Origin of the sequence: Sphingomonas sp. (genome assembly GCF_035714405.1) — a bacterium.
Lineage (GTDB): Bacteria > Pseudomonadota > Alphaproteobacteria > Sphingomonadales > Sphingomonadaceae > Sphingomonas.
Genome location: NZ_DASTMA010000026.1, coordinates 1 through 18,960, shown reverse-complemented (window position 1 = coordinate 18,960; position 18,960 = coordinate 1). Strand labels below are relative to the sequence as shown.

The following is an 18,960-nucleotide window of genomic DNA, read 5'->3' as shown; positions in this document are numbered from 1 at the left end:
ACCCCGCTTATTCAGACGGCACCAGGGGGCAGCCTGGGCTGGGCAAGCTAAAGTGGCAGGCCTAGGGTTGCCGGCATGATGATCGGCCGGATCGCGATCCTACTCCTCGCCCTTGCCTCGCCCTCTGCCGCGCAGCGCGATCCGCCGGCGTGGACCCGGCCGACGCCGGCGTTCCATGTGCTCGGGCCGATCTGGTATGTCGGGACCGAGGGGCTGGGCGTATATCTGGTCAAGACACGCGCCGGCGCGATCCTTCTCGATGGGACACTTGCGGGGAACGTGCCCGCGATCGCGCGCAACGTCGCGGCGGCGGGGGTGCGGATGCGCGATGTCCGGCTGCTGCTCAACAGCCATGCCCATTTCGACCACGCGGCGGGGCTGGCGGCGCTGAAGGCGGCGAGCGGCGCGCGGCTGGTGGCGGGCGCGGGTGACCGGATGGCGCTCGATACCGGCGTGCCGCCGGGCGAGGTGTCGTACGGCGTCATCACCTTTCCCAAGGTGCGGGTCGACCGGGCGGTGCGCGACGGTGATCGGGTGACGCTGGGCGGCGTGACGCTGACCGCGCATGCGATGCCCGGCCACACGCCGGGCAATACGAGCTGGTCGATGCGCGTCACGGAGGGCGGGCGGACGCTGAACGTGGTGTTCGCGGGATCGCTGACGGTGGCGGGGAACCGGCTGCACGGCAATCGGCGTTACCCCGGCATCGTCGCCGACTTTCGCCGCAGTTTCGCGCGCGCGGCGGCGCTGCCGGCGGACGTGGTGCTGCCGTTCCATCCCGAGGGGGCGGACGTGATCGGACGCGGCCGGCGGGCGGGGGCGGGCGACCGCGATGCGTTCCTGGCGCCGGGGTTGATGCGCAAGATCGCGGACGACGCGGCGGCGGCGTTCGAGCTGGAGTGGAAGAAGCAGGCGGGGGCGGGTGGTTAAGATCTTCCGGTAAACGGGGAGGATCGACTCGACTCGGCGCGGATCGGATTCGGTTCGTCGCAGCGCGCGACTCGGCGGGGAACCTGCGATTCCGCTGATCGCTGCCGCGCGAGTCATGCGCGCCAAGAGCCTCCAGTCCTCGCTGATCAAGCGGGTCGTCTTCGACGAAGAAGCGGGGACGCTGCTGGTCAGCTTCCGCTCCGGCCTGCGCTATATCTATGACGGTGTGCCGCGCGCGATCTATGACGCGCTGGGCAAGGCGGCGTCGGCGGGCCGGTTCTTCAACGAGCATGTGAAGGGCCGCTACCGCTGCCGCCCGGACCCGACGCAGCGGCGGTATCGGCCGGTCTCCGACTAGTCGGGGACGACGCGGAAGTGAATTCCGCGTCGTCGGATCGGTCGGCTTCGCCGCTGCCGAGCTAGCGGGTCGGGTCAATCAGGAACTTCTGCCCCGTAGCCTTGCGCTGGTATTGCTCAACCACCTTCGGATCGAGTGCCTCGGCGAGGCCGATCGTGTCGGTATAGGTGCTCGCGAAGGTCGTCTTGAGCTCGCGCGCGACGCGCTCGCGCATCTCCTGCGCTTTGGCCGCGCCGACCTTGGCAAGGAAGGGCGGGAGCAGGAAGCCGCTGACGCTCCACGAAAAGCCGAAGCCCCGGTCGAGCACGGTCGGGCCGACATCGAGCCCGCCATAGATGTAGAGCTGCTTGAACGCCGACGAGCCATAGCGGCTGTAGGCGGTCGCGTTGCGGTTCGCTGCCGCCTCCATCGCGTGCAGGATGGCGTTGCCGATCTTGCCGCCGCCGATCGCGTCAAAGGCGATGGTGGCGTTGGTCGCGGCGATCGCGTCGGTCAGGGAGTCGCGAAAATCGGGGGCGCTCGAATCGACCACATATTGCGCGCCGGCGTCGCGCAGCAGCTGCGCCTGCTCGGCGGAGCGGACGATGTTGACCAGCGGCACACCGTCGGCCTGGCAGATGCGGTTGAGCATCTGGCCGAGATTGGAGGCGGCGGCGGTGTGGACGAGCGCCTGATGGCCCTCGCTGCGCATCACCTCCGGCATCGCCAGCGCGGTCAGCGGGTTGACGAACATCGACGCGCCGTCGGCGGCGCTGGCGCCTTCGGGGAGCGTGATGGTGTCGCGCACCGCGACCTTGCGGTACTGAGCGTACATCGCGCCACCGAGCATCCCGACGCGCTTGCCGAGCAGCGCCTGCGCGTTGGCGCCCGCGCGCACGACGGTGCCCGCGCCCTCGTTGCCGACGGGGAGCGAGTCGTCCAGCCGGGCCTTCAGCATCCCCATCCGCTGCGGCGGCACCTGCAGCGTCAGCGTCGGGCGATCGGCGGTGCCGCCCGCCTGCATCGTTTCGAGATCGGCGGGGCCGAGCAGCAGGCCGAGATCGGACGGGTTGATCGGCGCGGCTTCGATCCGGACCACGACCTCGTCGGGGCCGGGCGCTGCGACCGTGACCTCTTCCAGGCTGAGCCGGAGCTCGCCCCCGGCGGTCACCAGCGAGCGCAGTTCGAGTCCGGTGAGGGTGGTGTCGGTCATCGCATCTCTCCTTTTGCCGGAGCGTTGGCGGAGAATGGCGAGCGAGGCAATCCGGCCGGCGGCGGCTGCGACGGATCGCATCGGGCGACGGCTCGTTCGAACAGCTCTGGCATCACCGTCCGTGGAGAATTGGCATGACCGACGAGCCCCGAACGGGCGGACACGTCTCCCTGCATGGCATCGGGCGGGAATCGGGCGTGACGAGCGCCGCACTCCGCGGCCAGGGGTTGTCGCCATGGGCCGCGGCCGGGACGATCGCGGCCGTGATGGGCGCAAGCGGGCTCGTCGCGATGCGCAATTCCCCAGATCCGCTGCACCCCCGCATCCGGCGCTGGTACAAGCGGCTCGACAAGCCGAGCTTCACACCGCCCGATCCGGTGTTCGGCGCGGTCTGGCCCGTGCTCGAGACCGGCCTGGCGATCGGCGGCTATCGGCTGCTGCGCCGGCCGTCGAGCCCGCCACGCGACACCGCGATGGCGCTGTGGTTCGTCACGGCGGCGATGGTGGGCGGCTGGACGCAGATCTTCTTCGGGGAGCGCAAGCTCGGCGCCAGCGCGGTCGCGTCAGCTGCGATGCTGGCGAGCGGCACCGGCTATGTCGCGGCGGCGGCGCGGGTCGACCGGCCGGCGGCGGCGCTCGCCGTCCCGTTCGTCGCGTGGCTCGGCTTTGCGACCCTGCTCGCGGAGCAGGTGTGGGAGCGCAATGCCGGGCCGGCGAAGCGGGCTGCCTCAAGCTAGAGAGTCGCGACGCATTGATGCGAGGTCGTGATCTGATCCATGCTCCTGAGACCCCGGATGAGCGACTTGTACTGGCTGACGGACCAGCGAACGACCTGTCTGCGGCCGCTCTTCCCTAGGAGCCTTGGCAAGCCCCCGGGTTGATGATCGCCGGCTGCTGAGCGGCATCGTGTTCGTGGTCCTGCGGTTGCGGGACGCGCCCAGAGCTCAAGGTCCGCGCAAGACGCTCTACAACCGCTGGAAGCATTGGGGCGAGGCGGGCGTGTTCACGCGCATAATGGAGGGGATCGGCGGCCGCTGGCGCCGAGCCGAAGACGGTCCTGATCGACTCGATCGACCTCAAGGCGCACCGCACGGCATCGAGCCTGCGGGCAAAAGGGGGATCTGGGCCGCCTGATTGGCCTCACCAAATCCGGCATGCTGCCCCCCCCCTCGCAGCTACCATCATCTTCTGCCTGTGATCGACGCGTTCTGACCCTAGGAAGGATCGCATCAAAGGCACGACCCGGGAGGGATTCAGGCCAGTGCTTCACCCATCTGGCGGATTGCTGCCACCTTCGCGTTCAGAACCGTCCAGTCGTCCGCTTCCGCGATCGGTGCCCAGATCGCCTCGACCTCCTCGATCAGCATCGCGCAGGGTTCGCCCGACCAATAAGGATGGTCGCGCGGCTTGCGGGGTTCGTAGCTGGTGAGCGCGGTGCGGAGTTCGGCCCAGCCTTCTCCGTCCGGCAGCACGCCGCCGAAGACGTCGTGGAAGAAGCGGTCGAGCGCGACGCCCGTGGTCCGCAGCGTGCGTTCGGTGGCGCGGGCGAGTTCGCGGTCGGCGGCGGCGTCGCGCGGGCGGACGCCGAGACGCCACAGGATCGCCTCGGTGAGCGCGGCCTGGAAGGCAGGGCCGAAGCCATCGAGCGCCTCGACCAGCGGCTCGCTGTCGACCAGCAGCCGCAGTGATGCCGCCAGCTGCGACACGTCCCAGCCGATCGCCTCGGGCTGGCGGCCGAAGGCGTAGAGGCCCTGATGGTCGAAATAGGCGGCGGTGAAGGCGGGGTCCCAGGTCGGTGCGAACCGCCACGGGCCATAGTCGAAGCTCTCGCCCGTCACGTTGATGTTGTCGGAGTTGAGGACGCCGTGGACGAAGCCCGCCGCCATGTAGCGCGCCGCCAGCGTCGCGGCGCGCTGCACGACGAGTTGGAGCAGGCGGACGGGATCGTCGCTGTCCTCGCCATAGAGGTTGCGCAGCACATAGCCGACCAGGCGGCGCATGTTCTCCTCCTCGCGAAAGTAGGCGAGGCGTTGGAAGGTGCCGATGCGGATGTGGCCGTGGCTGAGCCGGACGAGCACGGCGGCGCGGGTGGGGGAGGGCTCGTCGCCGCGCTCCAGCGCCTCGCCGGTCTCGATCAGCGACAGCGTACGGCTGGTGGGGACATTCAGCGCCTCGAGCATCTCGGTGGCGAGGATCTCGCGGACGCCGCCCTTGAGCGTCAGGCGGCCGTCGCCGAAGCGGCTGTACGGGGTCTGGCCGGAGCCCTTGGTGCCGAGGTCCATCAGCCGGCCATCGGTGTCGTGCAATTGCGCGAAGGTGAAGCCGCGCCCGTCGCCGATGTCCGGGTTGTAAGAACGGAACTGATGGCCATGATAGCGCAGCGCCAGCGGCTGCGGCAGGCTGCCCTGAAGGGGCTGGAAGCGGCCCATGTGCGCGATCCATTCCGGCGCCGACAGCTGGTCGAGGCCGATTTGCGCGGCGGCGCGGTCGTTGCGGAAGCGCAGCCGCGTTTCAGGGAAGTCGGCGGGTGCGACCGGGTCCCAGAAGTCGGGGCCGAGATCGAGGAGCGCGGTGGCGGGGCGATATGCTTGCGGGGGCTGCTGCATGCCGCGATATGGGGGACGCAGGGAGATCGGCGCAAGCATGGCAGGGTATGAAGACCGGTTCGTGCTGGCCGTCGACGGTGTGCGGCTGCACTTGCGCGATTATCCGGGCGACCCGGGCCGTCCGCCGGTCGTGTGCCTGCCGGGGCTGACGCGCAACGCGCGTGACTATGCGATGCTGGCGGAGTGTCTTGCCGGCGCCTGGCGCGTGCTGGCGATCGACCTGCGCGGGCGGGGCGAGAGCGGACGGGCCGACGACTGGGCGAGCTATACGCCGGCGACCTATGCGGAGGATGTCCGCGGCGTCATGCACGAGCTCGGCATCGGCCGCTTCGTGGCGGTGGGCACGTCGCTCGGCGGCATCGTGGCAATGATGATCGCGGCGGCCGAGCCAGGGCGGCTGGCGGGCGCGGTGCTCAACGATATTGGCCCGACGATCGAGGCGGCGGGGCTGCAGCGGATCAGGGGCTATGTCGGGCGCGGCTCGAGCCACCCGACCTGGCTGCACGCGGCACGCGCGGTGCAGGAGGGCAATCGCGACGTCTATCCGGACTGGACGCTCGACGAGTGGCTCCAGATGGCCAAGCGGCTGTACCGGCTGACCGACCATGGCAAGATCGTGCTCGATTATGACTTGCGCATCGCCGAGCCGTTCCGGCAGCCGGGGGGAGAGGCGCCGGCCGACCTGTGGCCGGCGCTCGACGCGCTGCGCGACACGCCGGTACTGATCGTGCGCGGCGAGCGGTCGGACGTGCTGTCGGCGGCAACGGCGGCGCAGATGGTGGCGGGCCTGCAGGCGGCGGAGCTGGTGACCGTGCCCCGCGTCGGCCATGCGCCGACGCTGAACGAGGCGGAGGCGGTGGCGGGGATCGCGCGGCTGCTGGCACGGCTGGCGTGAGCTTTCCGTTCGACCAGCTGGTGTTCGGCCCGGACGATGTCGACCTTTCGCGTTCGCCGCTGGCGGGGAAGCTGGACGCGGAGACGCATGTGCTCGGCGCCTTCAACCCAGGGCTGACCCGGCTGCCGAACGGCAACCTGCTGATGATGGTCCGCGTCGCGGAGGCGCTGACGCACCCCAAGCGCGACGGGCATGTCCATTCGATCCGCTGGGCGGAGGACGGCTATCACCTCGATGCGTGGCCGCTGCAGCTGGTCGATACCGCCGATCCGCGCGCCTTCGCGATGCGCGGCGGTGGGTGGAAGGTGATGGCGCTGACCAGCCTGTCCTGGCTGCTGCCGGTGGAGCTGTCGCCGGACGGACGGCGGGTGGAGGCGGTGCACTATGGTCGGGCAATCGCGCCGGCGGCGTCGTACCAATGCTATGGGGTGGAAGATCCCAGGATCAGCCGGGTCGGGGACCGCTGGCTGATGACGACCTGCTCGGTCAGCCCCGAGCGGCAATGCACCACGCTTTACACCAGCGATGACGCGCTCGACTGGCGGCTGGAGGGGATCGTCCTCGATCATCAGAACAAGGACATGCTGATCTTCGAAGGGCTGATCGGGGGCGAGTATTGGGCGCAGACGCGGCCGCTGGGCGATGCCTATTTCGCCTATCCGCCCGGTTCGGAATGGCGCGCCGGGCCGTCGATCAACCTCGCGCGCTCGCCCGACGCGCTGCACTGGAAGCCGCACGACGCGCCCGGCATCCGCCCCCATGCCGCCACCGTCTCCACCGCGCGGATGGGTGGCGGCGCGCCGCCGGTGCTGACCGATGAGGGCTGGCTGTCGCTGTGGCATGGGGTGGAGCCGTCGGGGGCGGTCGGCGTCTATCGCACCTATTGGACGCTGCTCGACCGCGACGACCCGAGCCTGACGGTGCGGACCGGCCACCCGCCGCTGATCGAGCCGAACCCGGCGCTGACCGAGCCGCTGAAGGAGCGGATGTACGTCAGCGACGTGGTGTTCACGACGGGGCTGGTCGACGGCGGCGACCACTGGATCGTGTCCAGTGGCGAGGCGGATTTGGCGTGCCGGATCACGCATTTGCCCAAGGATCGGATCGGCTGAACCGGCTGGACGCCGGCGCATGGCCGACCTAGCGTCCGTCCGAAGCGGGAAGGGGGTCTCGATGGCGGACGCAGAGGCGAAGCGCGCCAGCTTGGGCGAGCTGGCGGAGGACACCACCGGCTTTGGTGGAGTCGAGTGGCACACGGCGCGCGATCTGCTGTTGCGGCCGCGCGCGGTGCTGGATGCCTATGAGGCAGGCGGGGCGACTGGGGGAGGGCGCTATGCGCGACCGTTCCGCTTCTACCTGGCACTGTGCGGCGTGCTGATGTTCTTTCTGTTCCTGGTCGGCGGCACCAAGCGGATGATCGAGCAGACCCCGCCCCAGCTGCTGGACAGGGCGATCGCGGTCGCGGGCAAATCGCGGGAAGCGTTCGTCAACGACGCGGACGGGTGGCTCACCTTTACCATCACGCCGATCCTGGCGCTCTTCTACGCGCTGGCTCTGGCGCCCGCGATCAAGCGGTGGGGTGAGACGGGCTGGCGCGTCGCGTTCCGCGCGACCTTCGCGCTTATGTGCGCGTGGACGGTCCCCGTGCTGGCGCTCGGCCCGCTGCCGTACCTCGATCAGTTCGGCCTGGTCTCGGCGCTCGCCATGTACGCACTCCTGGTCGTGGCGTTTGTGCGGATGGGGCGGGGGCGGTGGTGGCACAGCCGGCCGCAGGCGGTCGGCCGCTCCATCATCCTGCTCATCCTCATCCAGATCGGTGTCCTGGTCGGCACCATTCCGGTGATGGCGGTGGGCCTGCTGGGCGGCATCTACGGCTCCTGAGCGGATGGGTGACGAAGCGCGGCGCGCGCGCTAGGTCGCCGCCATGCCCGCGCCCGTCCGTATCCTCCATTTGCATTCCTCCTTCGATCTCGGTGGCAAGGAGGCGCGCGCGGTGCGGTTGATGACCGCCTGGGGAGACCGGGCGCGGCACACGATCGTGTCGGGCGTACCCGACGCGCTCGGCGCGCGCGACGCGATCCCCAAGGGCATCGCTTATGAGATCGCGCAGGATCCGCCGCCGCTGACGGGCAGGCCGTCGGTGAGCCGCTATGAGGCGATCGCGCGGTTCACGCGCCGCTTCGATCTGGTGCTGACCTATAATTGGGGCGGGATCGACGGGGTGATGGCGCGGCGTACCTTTGCCAAGGGCGCGCCGCCGGTGGTGCATCACGAGGACGGGTTCAACGCGGACGAGGCGGACGGGTTGAAGCCGCAGCGCAACATCTATCGCCGCGTCGCGCTGCCGGCCGCGCACGCGCTGGTGGTGCCGTCCGAGACGCTGGAGCGGATCGCGCTGGGTCCGTGGAAGCAGCCGCGCGGGCGCGTCCACAGGATCGTCAACGGCATTCCGACCATGGCCTACGCCAAGCCGCAGCAGGGCGCGATCCCGGGGTTGAAGCGCAGGGACGACGAGGTGGTGATCGGCGCGCTGGCCGGACTGCGCGCGGTCAAGGACTTGCCTATGCTGGTGCGCGCGGTCGGTGGACTGGCGGGCAAGGTGCGGCTGGTGATCGTCGGCGAGGGGCCGGAGCGCGCGCGGATCGAGGGCGCGGCGGCGGCGATGGGGCTGTCGGACCGGCTGCTGATGCCCGGCTTCCTGCCTAGCCCGCATCGGTATGTCGGATTGTTCGACGTGCTGGCGCTGTCGTCCTTGTCCGAGCAGTTCCCGATCTCGGTCGTCGAGGCGATGGCGGCGGGCGTGCCGATCGCGGCGCCCGCAGTCGGCGACGTGATGGCGATGGTGGCGGCGGAGAACCGGCCCTACATCATCCCCGCGCACAACGAGGTGTTCCTGCGCGACGCGCTGCACACGCTGGTCAGCGAACCAGAGCTGCGGAGCTATATCGGCGACGCCAATCAGCGCCGTGCGCGCGCCGAGTATGACGAGGCGCTGATGATTAGGCGCTATCGCGACCTTTATGAGGGCGCGTTGGGCAGGCCGGGGGCGCTGAGCGGCTGATCCATGTTTGTATCGCTTGGCTGCAACCTTTCGCTATAAAGCGCGTCGTTCCACTAGAAAGGTGACTTCGTGTTCAAAGGCCTGACGCCCATCACCTATGCCGGCCGTGAAGTCTGGCCGCTGGTTGAGGGGGGCAAGGGCGTCGCCGCCACCAACCACGCGTCGGCCGGCGCCTGGGCGGCGGCGGGCGGGATCGGCACGGTGTCGGCGGTCAACGCCGACAGCTATGATCCCGACGGCAAGATCATCCCGCAGGTCTATCGCGCGCTGACCCGGCGCGAGCGGCACGAGGAACTGGTCGAGTACGCGATCGAGGGCGCAGTCCAGCAGGTTGAGCGGGCGTGGGATATCGCCGGCGGCAAGGGCGCGATCAACATCAACGTGCTGTGGGAGATGGGCGGCGCGCCGCGCGTGCTGCACGGGGTGCTGGAGCGGACGCGCGGGCTGGTCTCGGGCGTCACCTGCGGGGCGGGAATGCCGTACAAGCTGAGCGAGATCGCGGCTTCGTACAATGTCAGCTATCTCCCGATCATCAGCTCCGCGCGCGCCTTTTCCGCGCTGTGGAAGCGGGCCTATTCCAAGGCGGCGGAGTGGCTGGCGGCGGTGGTGTACGAGGACCCGTGGCTGGCGGGCGGGCACAACGGCCTGTCCAATGCCGAAGACCCGCTCAAGCCGCAGGATCCCTATCCCCGCGTCAAGGCGCTGCGCGACACGATGCGGGCGGGTGGCATTCCCGACAGCACTCCGATCGTGATGGCGGGCGGCGTCTGGTACCTGCGCGATTGGGACAATTGGGTCGACAATCCGGAACTGGGCCAGATCGCCTTTCAGTACGGCACCCGGCCGCTGCTGACGCGGGAAAGTCCGATCCCGCAGGATTGGAAGGACCATCTGACCCGGATCGAGGAGGGCGAGGTGCTGCTGCATCGCTTCTCGCCCACCGGCTTCTATTCGTCGGCGGTGCGCAACCCATTCCTGCGCGCGTTGGAGGCGCGGTCCGAGCGCCAGATCGCGTTCTCGACTCAGGAAGCGGGCGATCACGTCTTCCAGCTCGATGTCGGCGTGAAGGGCAAGAACTTCTGGGTGACGCGCAATGACCTGCTGCGCGCGCGCGAATGGTTCGGGCATGGCTTCACCGACGCGCTGAAGACGCCGGACAACACGCTGGTGTTCGTGACACCGCTGGAGAAGGCGGAGATCAGGAAGGACCAGGCCGACTGCATGGGCTGCCTGTCGCAATGCCTGTTTTCGAGCTGGGCGGATACCGAGACCAACTCGACCGGACGGCTGGCGGACCCGCGCTCCTTCTGCATCCAGAAGACGCTGCAGGACATCGCGCATGGCGGCGATATCGAGCAGAATCTGATGTTCGCCGGCCACGCGGCCTGTAACTTCAAGCGCGACCCATTCTATTCGAACGGTTTCGTGCCGACGGTCAAACAGCTGGTGGACCGAATCCTGACGGGGGATTGAGGGATGGGGTATGAAGTAACGATCAAGCTCGGTGACGCCGAAAGTGAGCGGGTGTCTGCAGTCACAGGCGACCTCGCGCGCTTTCGCGACGTCGACGAGTATGTGAATGAACTCATCCAACGCGATGCGGACGATGCGTTCCACCGCGACCCCGCAGTGATCGCAGAGCTTCGCGCGGCCTTTGCCGTTCCAGATGAAGACATGAGGCCGTTTGATCCTGAAGCGTTTATTGAGCGGATGCGTCGGCGACACAGTTGATGCGGCTCGTGATCTCGCCTCGTGCGGAGGCGCAACTCGAGGCCGTCTTCGATTACGGCGCGGAGCGCTGGGGTTTGGACGCCGCCCTCAGCTACGGGCAATACACTCAAAGCAGCATTTTACCGCATCGCGGCCAAGGAGGTGGTATGGCGTGCCGTGCCGGACGCGGTCGGAGCGACCGGCTTCAGATATAAAGTTGCCCGGCACTTCGATTATTGGCGTGTCATTGGAGAGGTTGTGGCGGTCGTGGCCGTGCTGCACGAACGTATGGACCAGCGCGCGTGGTTCGACTCGGCTATCGACTGATCACGCCCAACCCTCCAGCACCTGATCCGGGGGGCGGTGGCCGTCGGCCCACATGCGGATGTTCTGGATGACGCGCTCGCCGGTCGCGAGGCGGCCTTCGTAGGTGGCGGAGCCCATGTGCGGGGTCATGACCACATTGGGGAGGGCCAGCAGGCGCGGGTCGATCCGGGGCTCGTGCTTCCAGACGTCGAGGCCGGCGCCGGCGAGGCGCCCGGCTTGCAGTGCTTCGACCAGCGCGTCCTCGTCGACGATGCCGCCGCGGCTGGTGTTGATGAGGTAGACGTGGGGTCGCAGCAGCGCCAGGCGGCGGGCATCGAGCAGGTTCTCGCTGTCCGGGTTGCGCGGGGTGTGCAGCGTCAGGATGTCCACCGCCGCCAGCATCGCGTCTAGACCGGCATGCCAAGTGGCGGCGAGCTGCGCCTCCAGCACAGCGGGCAGGCGGTGGCGGTTATGATAGTGGATCGACAGGCCGAAGGCGCGGGCCCTGAGTGCCACCGCCTGGCCGATCCGGCCCATGCCGACGATGCCGAGCGCCTTGCCGCCGATGCGGTGGCCGAGCATGCCGCCCGGGCTCCAGCCCTTCCACTCGCCTGACCGCACCAGCTTCTCGCCCTCGGCCAGGCGGCGGGGTACCGAGATGATGAGCGCCATCGCCATGTCGGCGGTGTCCTCCGTCAGCACGCCGGGCGTGTTGGTGACGGGGATGCCGCGCGCACGGGCGGCGCGCAGGTCGATATGGTTCACGCCCGCGCCGAAATTGGCGATCAGCTTCAGCCGAGGACCGGCGGCGGCGATGAGTTCCGCGTCCACCGCGTCGGTGACGGTCGGGACCAGCACATCGCAGTCCGCAACCGCGGCGACGAGCTGTTCGCGGCTGAGGGCGGCGTCGCCGCGATTGTTGGTGGTGTCGAACAGCGCCTCCAGCCGGTCCATCACCGCATCGGGAAGCTCGCGGGTGACGACCACCTTGGGATGGGGGCAGCGGCGCGGATCGGGCATGCGCAACGGCTTGGCGGGGTGTAGGGCGGGCGTCAACGGGGCGCGGAAGTTGAGGGGAAGTTGAGGGTTGAATGCGTCCTATTTCAGGTAAGCTCTTCTGACCTGTTCCTTGTGACGGCGGCCGGGCTTGTAGGACAGCGGTTTTCTCAGGGTGCTTGAAGGCGTGAGCGGCACGGGGCAAAGCCGGTAAAGGAGATGTTCATGCGATTTACCCTTGCCGCACTCGCTCTGCTGATCCCAACGGCGGCCGTCGCGCAGGAGGCGCAGAAGCCGCCTTATTGGGCCTCGATCCGGGCAGGGCAGGCGCGCATGCGGACGGGGCCCGCGCGCACCTATCCGGCGAGCTGGCTGTACCGACGCGCCGACCTGCCGGTGCGGGTCGTTCAGGTGTTCAAGGAATGGCGCAAGGTCGAGGACCCCGATGGCACGCAAGGGTGGATGCAGGGCAACCTGCTGAGCGCGACGCGGACCGGCTTGGTGCGCGGCACGGCGCCGGTGGCGATGCTGGAGCGGCCGGAAGCGGGCGCGCGGGTGCTGTGGCGCGCGGCGCCCGGCGTGGTCGGGCAGATCAGCGGCTGCGGCAACGGCTGGTGCAAGCTGGACGTGAAGGGGCGGGCGGGGTTCGTGGAGCTGGGCTCGCTGTGGGGCGTGGAGGCGGGGGAGAGTTTGCCGTAGCATTGGGTTGATCTTACGTCGCTGAATCCGCCTTCCCCGGCGGACGCCGGGGCCTAGTCCGCGGCGCGGCCGACTGGGCCCCGGCTTCCGCCGGGGAGGGTCTCTTAGATACCCAACTACACTTTAGCGTCCGAAGGTATAACTCAGGGCCAGGCCGCCGGAGAGCTGGTCGCGGGCGCCGAAGCGGCGGACGAGGGGGGAGCGGGCCGAGTCGCCGACGAGGCGGTCGTATTTGGCGTAGCCGTATAGGCCCCAACGCTGGGTGAGCTGACGCAATGCGCCGGCGGTGAGGCCGACCGCCTGGACGCCCCCCTTCGCGTCGAACGCGGGCAGGCCGGTGGCGGCGGCAGCGGCGGGGGTGATGCCGAAATAGGCGCGATGATAACGGTCGTTTGCCAGCGTCACGCGCGGACCGATCGAGAACAGCCACCGGTCGCGGTCACGCGTGACGAGGTCGGCGCCGACGGTGCCGACCAGACCCTTGTGCCCGCCGATCCCGTGGCGGAGCTCGCCGCGCAGACGCAGGGCGGGGGTGAGCAGGTACTGGACGAAGCCGCCGGCCTCGACGGTGAAGCCAACCTTGGGCACCGCGACGCCGACGTCCTTCGCCGAACGCTCACCCTCGAAGCCGAGCGAGGGGCCGAATTGGAAGCGGTCGGCGCGCAGCAGCGGGAAGCCGAAGCTCTCGTCGGGTGCCTCGAACGCGAAATCGTCGTCGCCGCGCGCGCGGGAGAGGTCGAACAGCGGGCGCAGGCTGTGGCCGTCGGCGCCGGGGTAGCTGGGGACGAGCTGCGGCCCCAGCGCCACGCGGGTGCGGCGGGGGCGTTCGTCCTCCTGTGCCTGCGCAGGGGTGGCGAGGGCGACGAGCGCGAGGGCGAGGGGGCGGAGGACCATGCGCGAAGCATACAGCAATCGCGGGCGGCGGCTACCGGCGGAGCTGCTCCAGCATGCGGCGGGCGAGCTGGCCGAGCGTGTCGTCGCGGGCGCCCATGACGATGATGCGGTCGCCGGCTTTGGCTTGCGCGACCAGCAGCGCGGCGGCGGCGTCGCGGTCGACGATGTGGCGCGCGTCGCGGCCGAGTGCCCTGATGTCGGCGGCCAGATCGCTGCTGCCGACCTCGCGTGCGACGGTGCCGCCGAAATAAGCGGGGTCGGGGAGGACCAGCAGGTCGTCTGCGACCGTGCCGTCGGCGAACGCCTCGGCCAGCTCGTCGCGGAGCTGGCGCAACGGGCCGTAGCCGTGCGGCTGGAACAGGAGGAGCAGGCGGCCGGGGAAGGTGCGGAGCGTGGCGAGCGTGGCCGCGATCTTGTCGGGGTTGTGGCCGAAATCGTCGATTATCGCGACGCCGTTCGCCTCCCCGATCAACTCGAAGCGGCGGGAGAGGCCGGTGAAGCCCTCGATCGCTCCGGCTGCCTCGACCAGCGGCACGCCCACTGCGACGCAGGCCGCAAGTGCAGTCAGCGCGTTGGCGACATTGTGCGCACCCGGCACGCGCAAACGGACAGGCAGTGAGGGCGCAAGAGGTTCTACGAAAAGCGTCCCCTCGTCGGCCACGAGGTCAAAGCCGATGGCGAACGGTTCCGGTCGCAGGTTGCGCGCGGTGAGGTCGGCACCTGCCTCGACCGCTACCGTCACTACATCGCTCCTGCGCGCGGCTAGCGTGGTGGCCTCCGGATCGGCAACGTTGACAACGACCTTGACCGCGCGCTCGACAAAGCCGCCGAACAGGACGCGCAGCTCGTCCAGCTCCTTGTGATCGCGGCTGACGTTGTTGAGTACCGCCACGCTAGGCCGGTAGAGTGCGATGGAGCCGTCGCTCTCGTCCACCTCGCTGACGTAATACGCGCCCTCGCCCACGAGCGCGCTGGCGAAGGGACGGTCCGGCGAGACGAAGTTGGTCATCACCGCGCCGTTCATCACCGTCGGGCGGTGGCCCAAGCTATGCAGGACCCACCCAATCATGCCGGTGACGGTCGATTTCCCGCTGGTGCCCGCGACGCCGATCGAGACGGTTGCGGCGTTGAACAATTCGGCATTGAGCTCCGCGCGCGTCATTCGGGCGCAGCCAAGCGCGGCGGCGGCGGCGATGTCCAAGACCGTCTCCTCGACCGCAGCCGACGCGACGACGATCTGGTCGGGAGAGGTGACGCCGCTGCCGTCCTGCGGGTGGAGGCCGATGCCCAATGCCCGCAGCGCGTCGAACTTGGCCGCGACGCGGCCGGCATCGAGCGAGCGGTCAGAGCCCTCCACGCGCGCACCGCGACCGGCGAGGATCATCGCCAGCGGCATCATGCCCGAGCCGCCTATCCCGACGAAGAAGTAGCGTTTGCCGTTCACCATGGGGCCGCGCTATCGGCGGATGGCGTGATCGGGGCAAGCGGGGACAGTTCATGAAGATCGGCGTGCTCGCCGCCTCCTCGATCGCCAGCGCCGATGCGATCGCGCCGGTCAGCGCCTTTGCGGCGGTGGCCTATCCGGAGGTGGACCTGCAGTTCCACCCGCAGGTCAGCGCCAAGGCAGGCCATTTCGCCGGCACGGACGAAATGCGGGCGGACGCGTTCCTGGAGTTCGCCAACGATCCCGGCATCGACGCGATCTGGTTCCTGCGCGGCGGTTACGGGTCGAACCGGCTGCTCGCGCGGGTGATGCCGCGGCTGGGCGCGGCGGCGCGCAACAAGACGTATCTAGGCTATTCGGACGTCGGCTTCCTGCTCGGCGCGCTGTATGCGCGGCGGATCGGGCGGCCGGTGCATGGGCCGATGGCGAGCGACGTGCGGCGGCGGGACGGCGACCAGACGGTGGCGCGGTCGCTCGGCTGGATGGCGCGACGCGAGCGGGTCGGGCTGGAGCCGGGACTGGATGGACGGCCCGCAGCGGCGTTCAACCTGTCGATCCTGACCGCGATGATCGGCACGCCCTGGCTGCCCGACCTCGCCGACCATGTGCTGCTGATCGAGGATGTCGGCGAACCGATGTACCGGTTCGACCGGATGCTGTGGCAGCTGGCGAACGCGCCGCAGCTGAAGGGGATCGCCGGCATCCGCATGGGCGCGCTGACCGACGTGGTGCCCAACGACCCGCCCTGGGGCGAGGAGCCGGACGCGATGGTCAGGCGGTGGTGCGGCGAGATGGGGGTGCCGTATCTGGGGCGGGCGGAGATCGGGCATACGCAGTCGAACCGGGTGGTGCCGTTCGGGATTGCGTGAGCTCTTCGTCACCCTGAACTCGTTTCAGGGTCCATGCGCGAAGCTTCTCACAAGCAGCGCGGCCTGAAGTTCAGGGCGTCGCGCATGGATGCTGAAACGAGTTCAGCATGACGGTGTGGAGGAGGGTGGCTTGATCACTGCTTTCGGCGTATCGTGTTCAGCGATGACCTCGTTCCGCCTCCCCACGCGAACTAGCCGCTGAGCCGCCGCCCGGTGTCGACCGGGCCTGCGTGCTTGCGTCCATCATCCCCGACATTCTAGGCGGGCTTGCGCTCGCCAGCACGAAAGCTTCCCATGTCCGCCATGTTCAAGATTTCGCTCCCGGACGGTTCGGTGCGCGAGGTGCCGCCGGGCAGCACGCCGGCGGATATCGCCGCCGCGATCGGGCCGGGGCTCGCCAAGGCGGCGATTGCCGCGCGAGTGGACGGCGATCTGCGCGACCTGTCACGGCCGTTCGAGGGCGACGCCGCCCTCGCGCTGGTGACGGCGCGCGACGAGGCGGATGCGCTGGAGCTGGCGCGGCATGACTATGCCCATGTCATGGCGGAGGCGGTGCAGCATCTGTTTCCGGGGACGCAGATCACCTTCGGTCCCTCGACGGCGGACGGATTCTACTATGACTTCGCGCCAAAGGAGCGGCCGTTCACCGAGGAAGACCTACCCGCGATCGAGGCGGAGATGCGGCGCATCATCGCGCGCAACGAGCCGTTCGTGCGCGAGGTCTGGAGCCGCGAGCAGCTGATCGAGACGTGGCAGAGGCAGGGCGAACGCTTCAAGGCGGAGTGGGCGGCGGAGCTTCCCGACGCCGAGGAACTGACGATCTATCGGCAAGGCGCCTGGCTCGACATGTGCCGGGGGCCGCACATGCCGTCGACCGGGCGGCTCGATCCGCAGGCGTTCAAGCTGACGCGGGTGTCGGGGGCCTATTGGCGCGGCGACCAGAAGAACGCGATGCTGAGCCGCATCTATGGCACGGGCTGGCTCAACAAGAAGCAGCTCGACCAGCACCTCATGCGGCTGGCGGAGGCGGCCAAGCGCGACCATCGCAAGATCGGGCAGGAAATGGACCTGTTCCACCTCCAGTCGGAGGCGCAGGGGTCCGTGTTCTGGCACCCCAAGGGCTTCATCCTGTGGCGGCAGCTGGAAGCGTATATGCGCCGGCGGCTGGACGCGGCGGGCTATGCCGAGGTCAAGACGCCGCAGCTGATGGACGCGCGCCAGTGGGAGCAGTCCGGGCATTGGGGCAAGTATCGCGAGAACATGTTCGTGGTGCCCGACGAGATTCCGAACGCCGAGGACGAGGGCGCGATCCTGTCGGGCGACGCCGACCTGATGGCGCTGAAGCCGATGAACTGCCCGGCGCACGTCCTGATCTTTCGCCAGGGGATCAAAAGCTATCGCGACCTGCCGATCCGCATGGCGGAGTTCGGCTGCTGCCACCGGAACGAGCCGCACGGGGCGCTGCACGGGATCATGCGGGTGCGCCAGTTCACGCAGGACGACGCCCACATCTTCGTCCGCGAGGACCAGCTGATCGAGGAGGTGCGCGCCTTCTGCGACCTGCTCGATTCGGTGTACAAGGACCTGGGCTTCGACAGCTATGCGATCAAGCTGGCGCTGCGGCCGGAGAAGCGCTTTGGCTCGGAGGCGATGTGGGATTGGTCGGAGCAGTCGCTACGCGATGCGGTGAAGGCGTCGGGGCGGGACACGGCGGACTATGGCTGGGAGGAGCTGCAAGGCGAGGGGGCGTTCTATGCGCCCAAGCTGGAGTTCCACCTGACCGATGCGATCGGGCGGACGTGGCAGGTCGGCACGATCCAGACCGACACGGTGCTGCCCGAGCGGCTGGACGCTGCTTACGTCGGCGAGGACGGGCAGCGGCACCGGCCGGTAATGCTGCACCGCGCGATCCTGGGGACGTTCGAGCGATTCATCGGCATCCTGATCGAGCATCATGCCGGGCGCTTCCCGCTGTGGCTGGCGCCGGTGCAGGTGGTGGTGGCGACGATCGTGTCGGACGCGGACGGCTATGCCGAACAGGTGGCGGCGGCGCTGCGCGCGGCGGGGCTGCGGGTGGAGACGGACCTGCGCAACGAGAAGATCAACTTCAAGGTGCGCGAGCATTCGGTCGCCAAGGTGCCGGTGCTGCTGGTGGTCGGCAAGCGCGAGGCGGACGAGGGCACGGTCGCGATCCGCCGGCTGGGCAGCCAGGGTCAGGAGATCGCAGGCCTGGGCGAAACGATCGCCAAGTTGCGCGGCGAGGCGACGCCGCCGGATCTTGCGCGCGCCGGACCTTCCGCTTGAGCGCCAAAGCGCGTATATAGCCGTCCGACTTATCCAAGGAGCCTTACTTATACGACCTCCCGCCATACGCCGACCCAATCAGGCGCCGCCGATGAACGGCCCCCGTTTCAACGAGTGGATCGTCAGTCCCAAGGTCCGCGTGATCGACCATGAGGGCGAGAATCTCGGCGTGATGTACACGCGCGAGGCGATGGCCGCCGCGCAGGAGCTGGGCCTCGACCTGGTCGAGGTGTCGCCCAACGCCGACCCGCCGGTCGCGAAGTATCTGGACGTCGGCAAGTTCAAGTACGAGGCGCAGAAAAAGGCGAACCTCGCGCGCAAGTCGCAGAAGACGCAGGAGATCAAGGAGATCAAGATGCGTCCGAACATCGACGACCACGATTACGACACCAAGATGAAGAAGGTCGCCGAGTTCATCGAGGAGGGCGACAAGGTGAAGGTCACCATGCGCTTCCGTGGCCGCGAGCTTTCGCATGGCCAGCTGGGCATGGCCGTTTTGCACCGGGTGGCGGAGCAGACGTCGGAGATCGCCAAGATCGAGGCGCATCCCCGCATGGAAGGCCGGCAGATGCTGATGGTGACCGCGCCCAAATAAAGGGCGGCCGCCGGCGCTTTCCGCGAACGTAAGCTTTCCGTAGCGGCAGGCGGGAAACACCGTTTCACTCTGCAACGAATTTGTTGCACAAATGCAATGAA

At 68.8% G+C, this 18,960-nt stretch carries 18 protein-coding genes and 1 pseudogene; 14 read left to right on the top strand and 5 right to left on the bottom strand.

Features of this window, described 5'->3' with window-relative positions; translation table 11 throughout:
• Window positions 1-75 precede the first annotated feature (75 nt).
• Window positions 76-930 (top strand): subclass B3 metallo-beta-lactamase, encoded by an 855-nt coding sequence (gene bla / locus VFQ64_RS14570; protein WP_325104073.1) that lies wholly within the window; start codon window positions 76-78, stop codon window positions 928-930.
• A gap of 115 nt (window positions 931-1,045) precedes the next feature.
• A complete protein-coding gene (locus VFQ64_RS14565; RefSeq protein WP_325104072.1) occupies window positions 1,046-1,288 on the top strand; it encodes a KTSC domain-containing protein in 243 nt (80 codons plus the stop codon).
• A gap of 61 nt (window positions 1,289-1,349) precedes the next feature.
• On the opposite strand, the gene VFQ64_RS14560 is transcribed toward VFQ64_RS14565, so the two are convergent.
• Window positions 1,350-2,480: a zinc-binding dehydrogenase gene (locus VFQ64_RS14560; protein ID WP_325104071.1), complete on the bottom strand. Its 1,131-nt coding sequence runs from the start codon at window positions 2,478-2,480 to the stop codon at window positions 1,350-1,352.
• 134 nt (window positions 2,481-2,614) lie between these two features.
• Between VFQ64_RS14560 and VFQ64_RS14555 the strand changes: the two genes are divergently transcribed.
• Window positions 2,615-3,217: a TspO/MBR family protein gene (locus VFQ64_RS14555; protein WP_325104070.1), complete on the top strand. Its 603-nt coding sequence runs from the start codon at window positions 2,615-2,617 to the stop codon at window positions 3,215-3,217.
• Between the two features lie 57 nt (window positions 3,218-3,274).
• Window positions 3,275-3,637 (top strand): annotated as a pseudogene (locus tag VFQ64_RS14550) (transposase); the annotation flags it as partial.
• A gap of 96 nt (window positions 3,638-3,733) precedes the next feature.
• Here the strand turns inward: VFQ64_RS14550 and VFQ64_RS14545 are convergent.
• Window positions 3,734-5,086: a protein adenylyltransferase SelO family protein gene (locus tag VFQ64_RS14545; protein ID WP_325104069.1), complete on the bottom strand. Its 1,353-nt coding sequence runs from the start codon at window positions 5,084-5,086 to the stop codon at window positions 3,734-3,736.
• Window positions 5,087-5,123: 37 nt separating this feature from the next.
• On the opposite strand from VFQ64_RS14545, the gene VFQ64_RS14540 reads away from it, so the two are divergent.
• The 6 genes from VFQ64_RS14540 (at window position 5,124) to VFQ64_RS14515 (ending at window position 10,773) form a co-directional block, all read left to right on the top strand.
• Window positions 5,124-5,981: an alpha/beta hydrolase gene (locus tag VFQ64_RS14540; RefSeq protein WP_325104068.1), complete on the top strand. Its 858-nt coding sequence runs from the start codon at window positions 5,124-5,126 to the stop codon at window positions 5,979-5,981.
• Window positions 5,978-7,093, top strand: coding sequence for a glycosidase (locus VFQ64_RS14535; RefSeq protein WP_325104067.1), 1,116 nt, complete (start codon window positions 5,978-5,980; stop codon window positions 7,091-7,093). Before VFQ64_RS14540 ends, VFQ64_RS14535 begins: the two co-directional genes overlap by 4 nt.
• Before the next feature lie 61 nt (window positions 7,094-7,154).
• Window positions 7,155-7,862 carry a hypothetical protein gene (locus tag VFQ64_RS14530; protein ID WP_325104066.1) on the top strand — a complete coding sequence of 236 codons (708 nt, stop codon included), beginning with the start codon at window positions 7,155-7,157 and terminating at the stop codon, window positions 7,860-7,862.
• Window positions 7,863-7,905: 43 nt separating this feature from the next.
• Entirely contained in the window at window positions 7,906-9,042 is a 1,137-nt protein-coding gene (locus VFQ64_RS14525) for a glycosyltransferase family 4 protein (RefSeq protein WP_325104065.1), read from the top strand.
• A 69-nt stretch (window positions 9,043-9,111) separates the two neighbouring features.
• Window positions 9,112-10,515: an NAD(P)H-dependent flavin oxidoreductase gene (locus tag VFQ64_RS14520; protein WP_325104064.1), complete on the top strand. Its 1,404-nt coding sequence runs from the start codon at window positions 9,112-9,114 to the stop codon at window positions 10,513-10,515.
• A gap of 3 nt (window positions 10,516-10,518) precedes the next feature.
• The gene (locus VFQ64_RS14515; protein WP_325104063.1) at window positions 10,519-10,773 is read left to right on the top strand and encodes a hypothetical protein; all 255 of its coding nucleotides are present in this window, start codon (window positions 10,519-10,521) and stop codon (window positions 10,771-10,773) included.
• 306 nt (window positions 10,774-11,079) lie between these two features.
• Here VFQ64_RS14515 and VFQ64_RS14510 read toward each other — a convergent pair whose 3' ends face one another.
• The gene (locus VFQ64_RS14510) at window positions 11,080-12,078 is read right to left on the bottom strand and encodes a D-glycerate dehydrogenase (protein ID WP_325104062.1); all 999 of its coding nucleotides are present in this window, start codon (window positions 12,076-12,078) and stop codon (window positions 11,080-11,082) included.
• A 201-nt stretch (window positions 12,079-12,279) separates the two neighbouring features.
• On the opposite strand from VFQ64_RS14510, the gene VFQ64_RS14505 reads away from it, so the two are divergent.
• Window positions 12,280-12,753, top strand: a complete 474-nt coding sequence (locus VFQ64_RS14505) for an SH3 domain-containing protein (protein WP_325104061.1) — start codon at window positions 12,280-12,282, stop codon at window positions 12,751-12,753.
• 123 nt (window positions 12,754-12,876) lie between these two features.
• Here VFQ64_RS14505 and VFQ64_RS14500 read toward each other — a convergent pair whose 3' ends face one another.
• Together VFQ64_RS14500 and VFQ64_RS14495 are read right to left on the bottom strand one after the other, a co-directional pair.
• Window positions 12,877-13,647, bottom strand: a complete 771-nt coding sequence (locus VFQ64_RS14500) for a MipA/OmpV family protein (RefSeq protein ID WP_325104060.1) — start codon at window positions 13,645-13,647, stop codon at window positions 12,877-12,879.
• A gap of 31 nt (window positions 13,648-13,678) precedes the next feature.
• The gene (locus VFQ64_RS14495) at window positions 13,679-15,094 is read right to left on the bottom strand and encodes a UDP-N-acetylmuramate--L-alanine ligase (protein WP_325104059.1); all 1,416 of its coding nucleotides are present in this window, start codon (window positions 15,092-15,094) and stop codon (window positions 13,679-13,681) included.
• Between the two features lie 50 nt (window positions 15,095-15,144).
• Between VFQ64_RS14495 and VFQ64_RS14490 the strand changes: the two genes are divergently transcribed.
• From VFQ64_RS14490 to infC, 3 genes are all read left to right on the top strand, one after another.
• Window positions 15,145-15,960, top strand: coding sequence for an LD-carboxypeptidase (locus VFQ64_RS14490; protein ID WP_325104058.1), 816 nt, complete (start codon window positions 15,145-15,147; stop codon window positions 15,958-15,960).
• A gap of 294 nt (window positions 15,961-16,254) precedes the next feature.
• A complete protein-coding gene (gene thrS / locus VFQ64_RS14485) occupies window positions 16,255-18,264 on the top strand; it encodes a threonine--tRNA ligase (protein ID WP_325104057.1) in 2,010 nt (669 codons plus the stop codon).
• 91 nt (window positions 18,265-18,355) lie between these two features.
• Window positions 18,356-18,859, top strand: coding sequence for a translation initiation factor IF-3 (gene infC / locus VFQ64_RS14480; protein ID WP_325104056.1), 504 nt, complete (start codon window positions 18,356-18,358; stop codon window positions 18,857-18,859).
• The last annotated feature ends 101 nt before the right edge of the window (window positions 18,860-18,960 follow it).

Excerpts from the sequence above, each read along its gene's own strand:
- VFQ64_RS14500 (WP_325104060.1), bottom strand. The coding sequence starts at position 13,647 with ATGGTCCTCCGCCCCCTCGCCCTCGCGCTCGTCGCCCTCGCCACCCCT.
- VFQ64_RS14565 (WP_325104072.1), top strand. The coding sequence starts at position 1,046 with ATGCGCGCCAAGAGCCTCCAGTCCTCGCTGATCAAGCGGGTCGTCTTC.
- VFQ64_RS14540 (WP_325104068.1), top strand. The coding sequence starts at position 5,124 with ATGGCAGGGTATGAAGACCGGTTCGTGCTGGCCGTCGACGGTGTGCGG.
- VFQ64_RS14545 (WP_325104069.1), bottom strand. The coding sequence starts at position 5,086 with ATGCAGCAGCCCCCGCAAGCATATCGCCCCGCCACCGCGCTCCTCGAT.
- VFQ64_RS14515 (WP_325104063.1), top strand. The coding sequence starts at position 10,519 with ATGGGGTATGAAGTAACGATCAAGCTCGGTGACGCCGAAAGTGAGCGG.
- VFQ64_RS14490 (WP_325104058.1), top strand. The coding sequence starts at position 15,145 with ATGAAGATCGGCGTGCTCGCCGCCTCCTCGATCGCCAGCGCCGATGCG.
- VFQ64_RS14560 (WP_325104071.1), bottom strand. The coding sequence starts at position 2,480 with ATGACCGACACCACCCTCACCGGACTCGAACTGCGCTCGCTGGTGACC.
- thrS (WP_325104057.1), top strand. The coding sequence starts at position 16,255 with ATGTCCGCCATGTTCAAGATTTCGCTCCCGGACGGTTCGGTGCGCGAG.
- VFQ64_RS14510 (WP_325104062.1), bottom strand. The coding sequence starts at position 12,078 with ATGCCCGATCCGCGCCGCTGCCCCCATCCCAAGGTGGTCGTCACCCGC.
- infC (WP_325104056.1), top strand. The coding sequence starts at position 18,356 with ATGAACGGCCCCCGTTTCAACGAGTGGATCGTCAGTCCCAAGGTCCGC.
- bla (WP_325104073.1), top strand. The coding sequence starts at position 76 with ATGATGATCGGCCGGATCGCGATCCTACTCCTCGCCCTTGCCTCGCCC.
- VFQ64_RS14495 (WP_325104059.1), bottom strand. The coding sequence starts at position 15,094 with ATGGTGAACGGCAAACGCTACTTCTTCGTCGGGATAGGCGGCTCGGGC.
- VFQ64_RS14555 (WP_325104070.1), top strand. The coding sequence starts at position 2,615 with ATGACCGACGAGCCCCGAACGGGCGGACACGTCTCCCTGCATGGCATC.
- VFQ64_RS14530 (WP_325104066.1), top strand. The coding sequence starts at position 7,155 with ATGGCGGACGCAGAGGCGAAGCGCGCCAGCTTGGGCGAGCTGGCGGAG.
- VFQ64_RS14525 (WP_325104065.1), top strand. The coding sequence starts at position 7,906 with ATGCCCGCGCCCGTCCGTATCCTCCATTTGCATTCCTCCTTCGATCTC.
- VFQ64_RS14505 (WP_325104061.1), top strand. The coding sequence starts at position 12,280 with ATGCGATTTACCCTTGCCGCACTCGCTCTGCTGATCCCAACGGCGGCC.